Genomic DNA, 12,167 nt, shown 5'->3' on the forward strand with positions numbered 1-12,167 from the left:
TGCGCGCGACAGGATGAGCCCAACAAACTGTTGATCAGACTCTGAAAACAAAAAAACCGCCCGCGAGAGACCCGCGAGCGATTGAAAAAATTCCGGGGTTGATTGATCAGCCCAGCACAGCCTTAACAGCGCGCAGGGTGCCTTCGACCACCTGATCGGCCTCGGCACGGGTGAGGCAGAACGGCGGGGCAAAGCCCAGGATGTCGCCCTGGGGCATGGCACGGGCAATGATCTTGTCCTGCTCGAGGAGTTTCGCAGAGATCTGAGGCCCGATCTTGTCGGCGGCGTCAAAGAAGGTGCGACTGTCGCGATCCTTCACAAATTCCACCGCGCAGAGCAGGCCTTCGCCGCGTACATCGCCGACGTTGGCGTGCTGGCTCAGAGCCTCGGCCATGGTGGCGTTGAGGTAGGCACCGACCTCGCCTGCGTTGCTCACGAGGTTCAGCTCGTCGAGGAGCTTGAGGTTGGCGACACCCGCCGCCGCCCCGATCGGGTGGGCGGAATAGGTCCAGCCGTGGCCGATGGGACCGTTCTCGTCGGTGCCCTGCTCAAGCACCTTCCAGACCTTGTCACTGACGATCGACCCGGAAAGCGGCGCATAGGCCGAGGTCAGACCCTTGGCGATGGTGATGATGTCGGGCTCCAGACCGTAGTGGTCAGAACCGAACATGGTGCCGAGACGGCCAAAGCCGGTGACCACTTCATCCGCCACCAGAAGGATGTCGTGCTTATTCAGAACTGTCTGGATCGCCTCCCAATAGCCTGCGGGCGGTGGCACGATGCCCCCGGTGCCAAGGATCGGCTCACCGATGAAGGCGGCGATGGTGTCGGCACCTTCACGCTCGATCAACGCTTCCAGCTCGGCCACGCAATGCGCGACGAACTGCTCTTCGGTCTGGTTCAGATCCTCGCGACGGAAGTAATAGGGCGCCTCGGTGTGGATCACCTGTTCGACGGGCAGGTCGAATTTCTTGTGAAAGAGCTCAAGCCCCGTCAGCGAGCCGGTGACCAGCCCGGAGCCGTGATAGCCACGCCAGCGCGAGATGATTTTCTTCTTTTCGGGGCGGCCAAGGATGTTGTTGTAATACCAGATCAGTTTGACATTGGTTTCATTGGCGTCCGAACCGCCAAGGCCGAAGTAGACCTTCGACATGTTCTTGGGCGCGCGATCCAGGATCATCTTGGCCAGCGTGATCGAGGCCTCGGTGCCATGTCCGACATAGGAATGGTAATAGGCCAGCTCACGCGCCTGATCGGCGATGGCCTCGGCAATCTCCTGACGACCATAGCCGACGTTGACGCAGTAGAGCCCGGCAAACGCATCCAAGAGCTTGGTGCCGTCACGATCCTCGATAAAGACGCCGGAGGCAGTCTTGATCACCCGGTTTGCACTCTCGCCGCGCGCGTGCTGCGCCAGATGGGTCGAGGGGTGAAAGAAGTTGTCGCGGTCCCATTGGTCCAGTTGATCGTTCTTCAGCATTTTCGGTCCTTCCTATTTCCGTGTTCCACCCGCGAGGGCGGCAAATCTCGTATCATTCAAGGGTTACGCCCAGTCGCGGCAGACGTATTTGACCTCGGTGAATTCTTCCATGCCCAGCCGTGCGCCCTCGCGGCCCATGCCGGATTGTTTGGTGCCGCCAAAGGGGATCGGCGCGCCGGTGACTTTGGTTCGGTTGACCGCCACCATGCCGAACTGCAAGGCGCGGCTCAGGCGATAGATCCGGCGCGGATCATGGCTGTGGACATAGGCGACAAGCCCATATTCGCTGTCATTGGCACGCTGGATCACCTCGTCCTCAGAGTCAAACGGCGTGATCGGCGCGACCGGGCCGAAGGTCTCTTCGTGCAGGATCAGCGCGTCAGCGGGGACATCCGTCAGCACGGTGGGTTCATAAAACAGCGGCCCCAGCGCGTGGCGTTTGCCGCCGCAGGCCAATGTGGCGCCTTTTTCCAATGCGTCAGCGACATGCTCTTCCTGTTTCTGCACCGCTTTTTCGTTCATCAGCGGGCCGATATCGGGATCATCAATCCCCTTGCCCACGCTGAGCGCCTGCGTCGCCGCCACAAATCGGGTGCAGAACTCATCATAAATGTCCCGCTCGACAAAGATGCGGTTGGCGCCAAGGCAATCCTGCCCGGAGGTGGCGAATTTCGCCTTGATCGTTTCGGCGACGGCACGATCGAGATCGCAGTTTTTGAAAACGATCACCGGAGCATGACCACCGAGTTCCATCACCAGACGTTTGACCGTCTCGGCGGACTGACGATAGAGGAGCTTGCCGACCTCGGTGGAGCCGGTGAAGGACAGGGCCCGCACGCGCGCATCCCGTGTCCATGGCTCAACCACCACCGGGGCCTTGCCTGTGATGACATTGAAGACGCCTTTGGGAATGCCCGCGCGTTCTGCCAGCTCGGCCAGCGCCAGCGCGCTGAAGGGCGTTTCGGCGGAGGGGTGGGCGACAACGGTGCAGCCCGCCGCCAGCGCGGCTGCGGCCTTGCGAGTCAGCATCGCAGAGGGAAAATTCCACGGCGTGATCAATGCGGCCACGCCCACAGGTTCGCGCCAGAGTTCCACCTCCGCATCGGGCAGATGGCTGGTGACGCCCTCGATGTTGGGCCGTTTGGATTCCTCGGCATAGAATTCGACAAAGGCCGCGCCATAGTCGATCTCGCCGCGGGCCTCCGACAAGGGTTTGCCCTGCTCCAGCACCATAAGGCGGGCGAGGTCCTCTTTATGCTCGATCATCAGTTCGAACCAGCGACGCAATAGGGCGCAGCGATCCTGCGGCAGCATCAATGCCCAGCTGGTAAAGGCCGCATGTGCCGCATCCACCGCGGCAGAGGAATCCTCTGCTGTCATGGCCGTGACATCGCCGATGAAGTCGCCCGTGGCCGGGTCATGTACTGCGACCACCTCGCCATTGGACGAGGCACACCATTTCCCGTTGATGTAAGAAAACGAACGCACGAGTGCTTTGTCACTGATCTCCGCACGCGCGGACAGGGCCGATAACGACATGTCTGCTCCTCCTTTAGACTTGGGGGCAGTCTGCATGGCGCGATCAGAAGAAGTGACCAAAGTTTGCCGACTCGGCAGAGGATTCAACTGCCCCGGAGCAGGATTTCGAGAGGAGGCACGCCCGCGCCTTTGACGGGCTTGGTCACGATATAGGTGAAGTAGCGGCTGAGGCCGATGCGGGCATCCAGCATCGCATCGATCAGACGCTGGTAGGCGTCGATGTCGCAGGTCACGATCTGCAACAGATAATCAAAGCCCCCGCCCAGCGCCCAGCAGGCCACTACCTCGTCATAGCGCTGCATTGCTGCCTCGAACGACTGGAAACTTGCCGCCGTGTGATCCGCCAATTCGGCAGCCACAAAGACGGTCACGTGCGGTGCGATTTTCTTGAGGTTGATCTGGGCGTTATAGCCTTCGATCAGCCCGGCCTTTTCCAGTTTCTTCAGCCGCTCCCAACAGGGTGTCGGCGACAGACCCACCTGATCTGCAAGGGCCGCCTTGGTGATGCGGCCATCGCGGGACAGGATGCGAAGGATATCAAGGTCGCGCTGATCGAGATGCATGTCAGCCCTCGACCACGCCGATCACCGCGGCGCAGTCACCGGATTTGATCATACCGGGGAAATGGCGGCTGATGAGCACGCCGCTGCGGCGGGCGCGGTATTCCACCGGGGCCTCTCCGGTGCGGTCGGGCGACCAGACGCGGGCGACCAGATCGCCCTCTTGCACAGGTTCGCCAAGATCGATCATGATCTCAAACAACCCGTCGTGCTCGCTGAAGAGGTAGCAATCCCCGTCGGGCATATCGAGCGTCACACTCGGGTCAATCTGCATCTCGCCCTGCAAGATCCCAAAGTGAATCAGCACGTTGCGCAGACCTTTCTTGGCGATGGCATTGCTGCGCGCGGTGGACATGCCACCGCCGCCAAGTTCGGTGGTCACGAGCACCTTGCCCATTTCCTCGACGGCGGTGTCATACATGCCCTCGCTGTCGATCTCGAGGAGTTGCACCGAGTAGGGCGCGTTGAAGGCCTGCATGGCGGCAAAGCACGCATCCTGCAGCACCTTGTCCTCGAGGATATGCGCAGCGGCAAAGGGGACAAAATCCAGCGTCTTGCCGCCGGAGTGGAAATCCACCGCCACATCCGCCATCGGCAGGAGCGTACGCTGAAAGTAATCCGCGATCTTTTGCGTGACGGTGCCATCGGGACGGCCCGGAAAGGCGCGGTTGAGATTGCCCCGGTCGATGGGCGAGGTCCGCGCACTGGCGCGAAAGGCAGGGTAGTTGAAGTAAGGCACAATAATGAGCCTGCCGGTCACATCCTCGGCACGGGTGGTGGCGGCGAGTTCCTGCAACGCCACGGGGCCTTCGTATTCATCGCCGTGATTGGCACCCGTCAACAGCGCAGTCTTGCCGGCGCCGTTCTGAATGACGGTGATCGGGATCATCACAGAGCCCCAGGCGCTGTCGTCACGGCTGTAAGGCAGTTTCAGAAATCCGTGGTGGACACCATCCTGATCGAGCGGAATCGTCGGGGAAATCGGATTGTCTTTCATTGCCTTGTCCTTCTGCCTGCCTGTTGAGCGCAAAGGGCACGGCGTCACGAGCGCCGGCCGCGTTGTGCTACCCATACGAAGACCGGGCGCAAATTCAAAGCCTTGTGTTCCAAAGCACGGGTGACATCCCAGAGGCTAGTCCGCGCGCAGACCCGCACCGGCCCGATCACGGGCGCGCACCTGATAGGGGGTCATATTATATTCACGCCGATACGCGCGCGACAGCGACGTAGAGGACGCAAAGCCGCTGGCAAAGGCGATCTCTGCAATCGGCAGGTTGGTGTCGGTGATGAGCTTGTTGGCCAGCTTCAGGCGCAGCTGCATGTAGTGTTTGGCCGGTGTGGTGTTGAGATGGGTCAGAAACAGGCGTTCCAGATGCCGCACCGAAATCCCCGCCCGCTCGGCCACCTCTGCGGTGGACAGGGGATATTCGATGCATTCTTCCATGATCGCCATAGCGCGCACCAGCCGCGCCTCCAGAAGATTGGTGTTGCGCGCGGCCCCTTTGGGTTGTTCTCCGCTGTAACCCCGAGCGGTTTCGATCATCAACACGCTGGCCAATTCGGCGCAGTGTTGCGGTGCAAGGATCTGCGAGAGGTGACGCACCACCATTTCCGCCGTATATCCCCCCCCGGCCGAGGTCAGAATGCCTGCATTTTCCGCCACGAGGCTATCGGTGAGCGTGGGGTATTCGCCGGTCTCACGCAGGGCGCGCAGGTCTTGCCAATGGGTGGTGGCGGGCCCCGAGAGCGGCGCACATCTGCGGATATAGGCGGTTGCTGCATCCGACAGCAGGAACACCGGGCGACGCAGTTTCTGCATTGCGCGCGCCCGTGCGAGCCAGCTGCCGCCGCTGCAATTGCGCCCCCCCACCACAAACATCAGATCCTGAAGATACTGAAGACCAATCGCAGGTTCTGCCCGCACCATCATGCCCGCGCCGCCTGTCACCACGCCCGGGCTGTCAGAGGTGATGCGAACGGAGAACCAGATGCCGGTCTCCATTGCGTTTGCCGCCTCAAACACAGCGAGAATCAACGAAAGCTCGAGCTGGGAAAATCCCGGCTGCACAAATATTTCCACCGCCAGTCGCGGGGTGTCATCGCTGTGATCGGATGCAGCGGGAGAGGCGGGGTTTCTGTCCATATTGGATCGAGACCCTACCCGCGTCGGGTTCCCATCGACAAGTCATCTCGTGCCGCTTTGGTGTCGCTTTGCGACGCCAATGCGCCTGCCAGCATAGCGCAGCGCGACTCCCGCATCTGACATCCGCGCTTTTAAAACCCGTCAACCCGGGCACGGTTGGCTGCCGCATCACGCCGGCGCGCGCAAGGGCGCACGGGGAAGTCAGGACCAAAATGCAAGGGCGCGCCTTGGGTGATTGGCGAAATCTTGCCACCGGGCAACAGGCATATTGGCACACACGGCTTTTTGACAGAATGTTACGCCGCATCACGAATGTCACAACAACGCCAGAGTGTCCCTTGCAAACCATTGCCCGCACCCTCCGTCTGAACCCGATCCTGAGTGGACTTCTTCTGATTTCAGCGCTGGCCCTCAGCGCCTGCGGAGAAGGGCCGCGGTCGGGCAATGATCAGATCGATCCGGCACGCCTGGCCTTTGCCATGCGTGAGGCGGAGAGCCTGCGGTCGCGCGGCGCCCGCGTCTGGTGTGTGCCTTTTGCGCGCAACCTCTCGGGCGTGGAAATCCGCGGCAATGCCCGCACCTGGTGGAAACAGGCGCAGGGTCGCTTCGAGGTTGGCAAGACTCCCGAAGTGGGTGCGGTCATGGCCTTTAGCGCCACCCGCTCGATGCCGCTTGGCCATGTCGCCGTTGTGTCTGAAGTGGTTGATGATCGCACGCTGCGCATTGATCACGCCAATTGGCACCGCAACAAGGTTTCGCTCGGCATGGCGGTGATTGATGTTTCAGATAGAAACGACTGGTCGCGCGTCCGCGTCGAGACCAATCCCGGCGCATTTGGCAGCGTTTATCCGATCAACGGCTTCATTCACCCCAACTCCTGAGCCCTATCATTTGTGACAGGTAAAAAGGCCCGCCAGACTATGACGGGCCTTTTGTTGTTTTGATTGCTCCGCTGCGGGTCGGGACCTTTTGGTCCCTTGTGCGGGCTGCACGCTGTCAGCTCTCGTAGGCGCCAATGCCTTTCAGCTTGTCGCTGGACATTGGCACATAGACGCGCAGTGCATCCCCTCCGACTTCTTGCAGGACGGTGACTTGGGACAGCTCAAGCTTTACTGGCGTTTCGCCAATCCCGAGGAAGCCGCCCACATCGATGATCGCATGGCTGATGTCTCCGGATTCGCTCATCACAAGGTCAGAGACCTCACCAATCCAGTCATCCTTGATGCCATAGGCGGGCGTTCCGGTCAGGCGCTCGGCGCTGAGATTGGCACCCTCGATGGGTTCATAGCCTTTGTCTTGCCAATCCGAAGTGACCTCGGCTGTGATCTCTTTCACGTCGTCCATCGTGTTGCTGATCGCCTCTCCGACCCGCTCGGCCACGCCTTGAGCAGTGTTGCCCAGATCATCGGCCGTGTTCTTCAACGCCGCCGAAGTGGTTTTCACCGCTTGTTCGGCGCGATCGCTGAAATCACTCATCCCGGAGTGCTCATAAGCCGGTGCAGTTTCAAACTCCGCAACATCCGCCTGCATCACCAGAAAATAATCGGTGCTGTCTTCGGGCGTCGCGCTATCCGGCACCATTTGCAGCACGTTCATATCCACCGCGATCTGACGTTCGCCAATCCCGAGAAAGCCGCCGATGTCGACGAGAACCGACTGGATATTGCCGTCACGGCTCAGCACGATGTCATTTACCTCGCCGATCTTCTGCCACTCTTGCTGGAGACCCTCATACCCTTCGGCATCGACCTCGGACGGGGTGGTGTAGATCTGCTGACCGATGAATTCAGACGCCTGGATCGCCAAGGGATCCGCGCTCGCCATGAACTTTGGTGTTTCGGCAACCGCAACGGTGGAGGTGGCTGCCATCAGGGCAGTCGACATCAACAGGGTTTTCATTGCTACTCTCCTCTTCGTGAGTGTCATGTGGTGCGGCCGCTTGCATCCACTCAACGAGAGCGCTGGCGCATATGTTCCGAGATTTTTTCGCGATGTGCCGCGACTGGCGCAATCAGGCGCCGCTAGAGCGCGGCCGGATCGCCACCAATCGCGACGGTCAATTGCTGCGCTGCTTCGATAACAGGGCGACTGAGTTCTGCGATGCTCTCGACGCTGATGCGACTGGTCGGACCAGAGACCGAGATCCCCGCGATCGCCTCTCGGTTCATGTCGAACACCGGCGCCGCGATACAGCGCATGCCGGCGTTCTTTTCCTCGTTGTCGACCGCGAACCCTTGCGCACGGATGGCCGCCAGATCGGCCTTGAGCGCCTCGGGATCGGTGATGGTGTGGTCGGTAAATATCTCCAATCGCGTCGCCGCAAGGAGCCGGTCGAGACGGCTGCCGTCCATTTCCGCCAGGAGCGCCTTGCCAATCCCGGAGGCGTGCATCTGTGACAGGGTGCCCGGCGGAAAGAACGCGCGAATGCTGGCGTGGGTCTCCACCTGGCTCAGGAACAGAACATGGCCCTCTTTCTCGACCCCGAGGTTCGCAGTCTCGCCGGTGTCCTCCATCAGGCGGCGCAGGATAGGCCGGGCCCGATCCACGAGACTGGTGCGGCGCAAGAACCGTGCCCCGATCACAAAGGCCTGCGCGCCGATGTGCCAGAGCTGCTCTTCGGCGTCGAAGTCCACCAATCCGCGCCCTTCGAGCGTGACAAGAATGCGGTAAACGGTGGCGGGTGACTGCCCCATTTCCTCGGCAATCATAGTAAGCGGCTTGCCCTGCGCCTGGCTCAGATACTCAAAGACCTCCATCGCGCGATCGAGCGATTTGATGGTGTTCTGCGCGGTTTTATCGTGCCAGTCGCGCGGACGGCCCCGTGCCCGTCTGGTGGCTCTTGAGGCATTTTCTTGCGAATCCATAAGATCCTCCCGGCACATTGCGAAATACACATTCACGATATGAAAAACGCAAGCACCTGACAAGAAACGTTTTTTGGCGTCACTCCATTTTTAAAAAACGATTTCAAAAAAATTTCCCCGGTTTCGGCTTCGGTCTAGGGTGTCTCAACGACGCAAGGAGACAGTCCATGAGCTTTCAAAATCCCGTCTTTATTCCGGGGCCGACCAACATCCCCGAAAGCCTGCGCAAAGCCTGCGACATGCCGACAATCGACCATCGCTCGCCACTGTTTGGGCAGATCCTGCATCCCGCGCGCGAGGGGGTGCGCAAGGTGCTCAAGAGCGACAGCGCCGAAGTTTTTATCTTTCCATCCTCCGGCACGGGGGGCTGGGAAACTGCGCTGAGCAATACGCTCTCGCCGGGGGATACGGTGTTGGCCGCCCGCAACGGCATGTTCAGCCATCGCTGGATCGACATGTGCCAGCGTCACGGCCTCGAGGTGGAAATCATCGAGACACCCTGGGGCGAGGGCCTGCCCGCCGATCGTTATGAAGAGATCCTGACCGCCGATACCTCGCACAAGATCAAGGCGGTTCTGGCCACCCATAACGAGACCGCCACCGGCGTGAAATCCGACATTGCCGCCCTTCGGCGCGCCCTCGATGCAGCGGCGCATCCGGCACTGTTGTTTGTGGATGGTGTGAGTTCCATCGCCTCGATGGATTTCCGTATGGATGAGTGGGGGGTCGATGTGGCGGTGACGGGCTCGCAAAAGGGCTTCATGCTGAGCGCTGGCCTCGCCATCGTCGGCTTCAGCGCCAAAGCGATGGACGCGACCCAGAGCGCACGCCTGCCGCGCACCTTCTTTGACGTGCATGATATGGCGAAGGGCTATGCCAATAACGCCTACCCCTACACGCCTGCGGTAGGCCTGATGAACGGTCTCAATGAGTCCTGCAAGATGCTGCTGGCTGAGGGGCTGGAGGACGTCTTTGCCCGCCACCACCGCATTGCTGAAGGGGTGCGCGCCGCGGTTGGCGCCTGGGGGCTGGAGCTCTGCGCGGCAACGCCCGAGGTCTATTCCGACACCGTCAGCGCGATCCGAACACCCGAAGGGTTCAACGCCACCGATATCGTCACCCATGCCGCCGAGAAATACGGCGTCGCTTTTGGCGTCGGGCTGGGTGAGGTCGCGGGCAAAGTGTTCCGCATCGGCCACCTCGGTAGCCTGACGGATGTGATGGCGCTTTCGGGAATTGCCACCGCCGAGATGTGCATGGTCGACCTCGGCCTTGATATCCGCCTCGGCTCCGGCGTTGCAGCGGCACAGGACTATTATCGCGGCCACACGGCGGCCGCCCAAAAGGACGCCGCGTGATGAAGGACACCGCAATGTATATCCCAACCTACGAGGACATGCTGGCGGCGCATCAACGTATCGCGCCACACATCCACCGCACCCCGGTGCGCCAGTCCGCCTACCTCAACGAACTGACCGGCGCGCAGCTGTTTTTCAAATGCGAAAACTTTCAGGAGCCGGGGGCCTTCAAGGTGCGTGGCGCCACCAATGCAGTCTTTGGTCTGGACGCAGCACAGGCGGCCAAGGGCGTGGCGACGCATTCCAGCGGCAACCATGCCTCCTGCCTGTCCTATGCGGCGATGCTGCGCGGCATTCCCTGCAACGTGGTGATGCCGCGCACCGCGCCGCAGGCCAAAAAAGACACCGTGCGCCGCTATGGCGGGAAGATCACCGAATGTGAGCCCTCGACCACCTCGCGCGAGGAGACATTTGCCCGCGTACAGGCCGAAACCGGTGGCGATTTTGTGCATCCCTACAACGATCCTCGGGTGATCGCTGGCCAAGGCACCTGCGCCAAGGAGTTTGTCGAGCAGACCGACGGGCTTGATTGTGTGCTCGCGCCGATTGGCGGCGGCGGCATGATTTCGGGCACCTGTCTGACGCTGTCGACGCTGGCACCCGAAACACGGATCATCGCCGCCGAGCCCGAGCAGGCTGATGACGCCTACCGCAGCTTCAAGGCGGGCTACATCATTGCCGATGATGCGCCCAGGACCATCGCCGACGGGCTGCTGGTGCCGCTCAAGGATCTGACCTGGCATTTTGTGTCGAACCATGTGTCCGACATTCTGACCGCATCTGACCCTGAGATCATCGACGCGATGAAGCTCATCTGGAAGCACCTGCGCGTGGTGATGGAGCCCTCCTCTGCGGTGCCGCTCGCCACCATCCTGAAAAACCCCGAGACCTTTCGCGGCAAACGCGTTGGCATCGTTTTGACCGGTGGCAATGTCGATCTGGATCGTCTGCCCTGGACGATTTGAGAACGATCTGACCTCAGCCAGACCCTGTTTGCCCTTATTTAGACTCTGATATGGGAGTAGCCCCAATGAATGCACCCGCAAATTTCGACAGCCTCGAAGTGGGCTTTGACGTCCCCGCCCTGCCCGGCATGGATGAGGCCGACATCCAGACCCCCTGTCTGGTGCTCGACCTCGACGCGCTGGAGCGCAACATCAAGAAGATGGGCGATTACGCCCGCGCGCACGGCATGCGCCACCGCGTGCATGGCAAGATGCATAAATCGGTGGATGTGGCCAAACTCCAAGAGCGTCTTGGTGGCGCAATCGGGGTCTGCTGCCAGAAGGTCTCTGAGGCCGAAGTCTTTGCACGAGGCGGCATAAAGGACGTGTTAGTGTCTAATCAGGTGCGCGATCCGGCCAAGATCGACCGGCTGGCGCGGCTCCCGAAACTGGGCGCGCGTACCATCGTCTGTGTGGATGATCCGGCCAATGTCGCGGATCTGTCAGCAGCGGCACAGAAGCATGACACCGAGATCGAGTGCTTTGTGGAGATCGACTGTGGCGCTGGACGCTGCGGCGTGACCACCACGGAAGACGTGGTCGAGATCGCGCAGGCCATTGATGCCGCCCCGGGGCTAAAGTTCACCGGCATCCAAGCCTACCAGGGCGCCATGCAGCACCTCGACAGCTACGAGGCGCGCAAGGAAAAGCTCGACGTTGCAATCGCTCAGGTGCGTGATGCGGTCGAGGGGCTGAAGGCTGCGGATCTTGCGCCGGAATTGGTCTCTGGAGGCGGTACAGGCTCTTACTACTTCGAGTCTAACTCAGGGGTTTATAACGAATTGCAGTGTGGCTCCTACGCGTTCATGGATGCCGACTATGGCCGAATTCTGGACCAGGACGGCAAGCGGATCGACCAGGGCGAGTGGGAGAATGCCTTCTTCATTCTGACCCAGGTCATGAGCCACGCCAAAGCTGACAAGGCGATCTGTGATGCGGGCCTCAAGGCGCAATCCGTGGACAGCGGACTGCCGTTCATCTTTGGTCGCACGGATGTCGAATACGTCAAATGCTCGGACGAGCATGGGGTGATAGCTGACCCCGATGGCGTGCTGAAGGTGGGCGAGAAACTGAAGCTGGTCCCCGGCCATTGTGATCCCACCGCGAATGTCCACGACTGGTACGTCGGCGTCCGCAACGGCAAGGTCGAAACCCTCTGGCCAGTGTCCGCGCGCGGCAAGGCCTACTGACCCCCAACTGGCGCAGGTGCGCCTCTGCG

At 60.9% G+C, this 12,167-nt stretch carries 11 protein-coding genes; 4 read left to right on the forward strand and 7 right to left on the reverse strand.

Going from position 1 to position 12,167, the window contains the following annotated elements; translation table 11 throughout:
- Window positions 1-106: 106 nt before the first annotated feature.
- The 5 genes from TM1040_RS17890 to TM1040_RS17910 all read right to left on the reverse strand — a co-directional run bounded on the left by TM1040_RS17890 (window position 107) and on the right by TM1040_RS17910 (window position 5,722).
- Window positions 107-1,480 (reverse strand): aspartate aminotransferase family protein, encoded by a 1,374-nt coding sequence (locus TM1040_RS17890; protein ID WP_011540005.1) that lies wholly within the window; start codon window positions 1,478-1,480, stop codon window positions 107-109.
- Window positions 1,481-1,543: 63 nt separating this feature from the next.
- On the reverse strand, window positions 1,544-3,019 hold the full coding sequence (locus TM1040_RS17895) for an NAD-dependent succinate-semialdehyde dehydrogenase (protein WP_011540006.1): 1,476 nt from the start codon (window positions 3,017-3,019) through the stop codon (window positions 1,544-1,546).
- Window positions 3,020-3,102: 83 nt separating this feature from the next.
- The gene (locus TM1040_RS17900; RefSeq protein ID WP_011540007.1) at window positions 3,103-3,582 is read right to left on the reverse strand and encodes an Lrp/AsnC family transcriptional regulator; all 480 of its coding nucleotides are present in this window, start codon (window positions 3,580-3,582) and stop codon (window positions 3,103-3,105) included.
- 1 nt (window position 3,583) lies between these two features.
- On the reverse strand, window positions 3,584-4,576 hold the full coding sequence (gene doeB, locus TM1040_RS17905) for a N(2)-acetyl-L-2,4-diaminobutanoate deacetylase DoeB (protein ID WP_011540008.1): 993 nt from the start codon (window positions 4,574-4,576) through the stop codon (window positions 3,584-3,586).
- A 135-nt stretch (window positions 4,577-4,711) separates the two neighbouring features.
- Window positions 4,712-5,722 (reverse strand): GlxA family transcriptional regulator, encoded by a 1,011-nt coding sequence (locus TM1040_RS17910; protein ID WP_011540009.1) that lies wholly within the window; start codon window positions 5,720-5,722, stop codon window positions 4,712-4,714.
- A 338-nt stretch (window positions 5,723-6,060) separates the two neighbouring features.
- On the opposite strand from TM1040_RS17910, the gene TM1040_RS17915 reads away from it, so the two are divergent.
- Window positions 6,061-6,603 carry a CHAP domain-containing protein gene (locus tag TM1040_RS17915; RefSeq protein WP_044027289.1) on the forward strand — a complete coding sequence of 181 codons (543 nt, stop codon included), beginning with the start codon at window positions 6,061-6,063 and terminating at the stop codon, window positions 6,601-6,603.
- A gap of 115 nt (window positions 6,604-6,718) precedes the next feature.
- Here the strand turns inward: TM1040_RS17915 and TM1040_RS17920 are convergent, their stop codons facing one another.
- A complete protein-coding gene (locus tag TM1040_RS17920; RefSeq protein WP_011540011.1) occupies window positions 6,719-7,621 on the reverse strand; it encodes a PRC-barrel domain-containing protein in 903 nt (300 codons plus the stop codon).
- 122 nt (window positions 7,622-7,743) lie between these two features.
- Window positions 7,744-8,586, reverse strand: coding sequence for an HTH-type transcriptional regulator BhcR (gene bhcR / locus TM1040_RS17925; protein WP_011540012.1), 843 nt, complete (start codon window positions 8,584-8,586; stop codon window positions 7,744-7,746).
- 167 nt (window positions 8,587-8,753) lie between these two features.
- Here bhcR and bhcA point away from each other — a divergent pair, with 167 nt between their 5' ends.
- The 3 genes from bhcA to bhcC all read left to right on the forward strand — a co-directional run bounded on the left by bhcA (window position 8,754) and on the right by bhcC (window position 12,138).
- Entirely contained in the window at window positions 8,754-9,944 is a 1,191-nt protein-coding gene (bhcA, locus tag TM1040_RS17930) for an L-aspartate--glyoxylate aminotransferase BhcA (protein ID WP_011540013.1), read from the forward strand.
- Complete coding sequence (gene bhcB, locus TM1040_RS17935) at window positions 9,944-10,909, forward strand: beta-hydroxyaspartate dehydratase BhcB (protein WP_011540014.1); 966 nt, start codon at window positions 9,944-9,946, stop codon at window positions 10,907-10,909. Before bhcA ends, bhcB begins: the two co-directional genes overlap by 1 nt.
- 65 nt (window positions 10,910-10,974) lie before the next feature.
- Window positions 10,975-12,138: a 3-hydroxy-D-aspartate aldolase BhcC gene (bhcC, locus tag TM1040_RS17940; protein ID WP_011540015.1), complete on the forward strand. Its 1,164-nt coding sequence runs from the start codon at window positions 10,975-10,977 to the stop codon at window positions 12,136-12,138.
- Window positions 12,139-12,167: the final 29 nt, after the last annotated feature.

The sequence above is a fragment of the Ruegeria sp. TM1040 genome (assembly GCF_000014065.1).
Classification (GTDB): Bacteria; Pseudomonadota; Alphaproteobacteria; order Rhodobacterales; family Rhodobacteraceae; genus Epibacterium.

Bases quoted from the DNA above. Each gene is read 5' to 3' on its own strand.
- TM1040_RS17890 (WP_011540005.1), bottom strand. From the start codon at position 1,480: ATGCTGAAGAACGATCAACTGGACCAATGGGACCGCGACAACTTCTTT.
- TM1040_RS17895 (WP_011540006.1), bottom strand. From the start codon at position 3,019: ATGTCGTTATCGGCCCTGTCCGCGCGTGCGGAGATCAGTGACAAAGCA.
- TM1040_RS17900 (WP_011540007.1), bottom strand. From the start codon at position 3,582: ATGCATCTCGATCAGCGCGACCTTGATATCCTTCGCATCCTGTCCCGC.
- doeB (WP_011540008.1), bottom strand. From the start codon at position 4,576: ATGAAAGACAATCCGATTTCCCCGACGATTCCGCTCGATCAGGATGGT.
- TM1040_RS17910 (WP_011540009.1), bottom strand. From the start codon at position 5,722: ATGGACAGAAACCCCGCCTCTCCCGCTGCATCCGATCACAGCGATGAC.
- TM1040_RS17920 (WP_011540011.1), bottom strand. From the start codon at position 7,621: ATGAAAACCCTGTTGATGTCGACTGCCCTGATGGCAGCCACCTCCACC.
- bhcR (WP_011540012.1), bottom strand. From the start codon at position 8,586: ATGGATTCGCAAGAAAATGCCTCAAGAGCCACCAGACGGGCACGGGGC.
- bhcA (WP_011540013.1), top strand. From the start codon at position 8,754: ATGAGCTTTCAAAATCCCGTCTTTATTCCGGGGCCGACCAACATCCCC.
- bhcB (WP_011540014.1), top strand. From the start codon at position 9,944: ATGAAGGACACCGCAATGTATATCCCAACCTACGAGGACATGCTGGCG.
- bhcC (WP_011540015.1), top strand. From the start codon at position 10,975: ATGAATGCACCCGCAAATTTCGACAGCCTCGAAGTGGGCTTTGACGTC.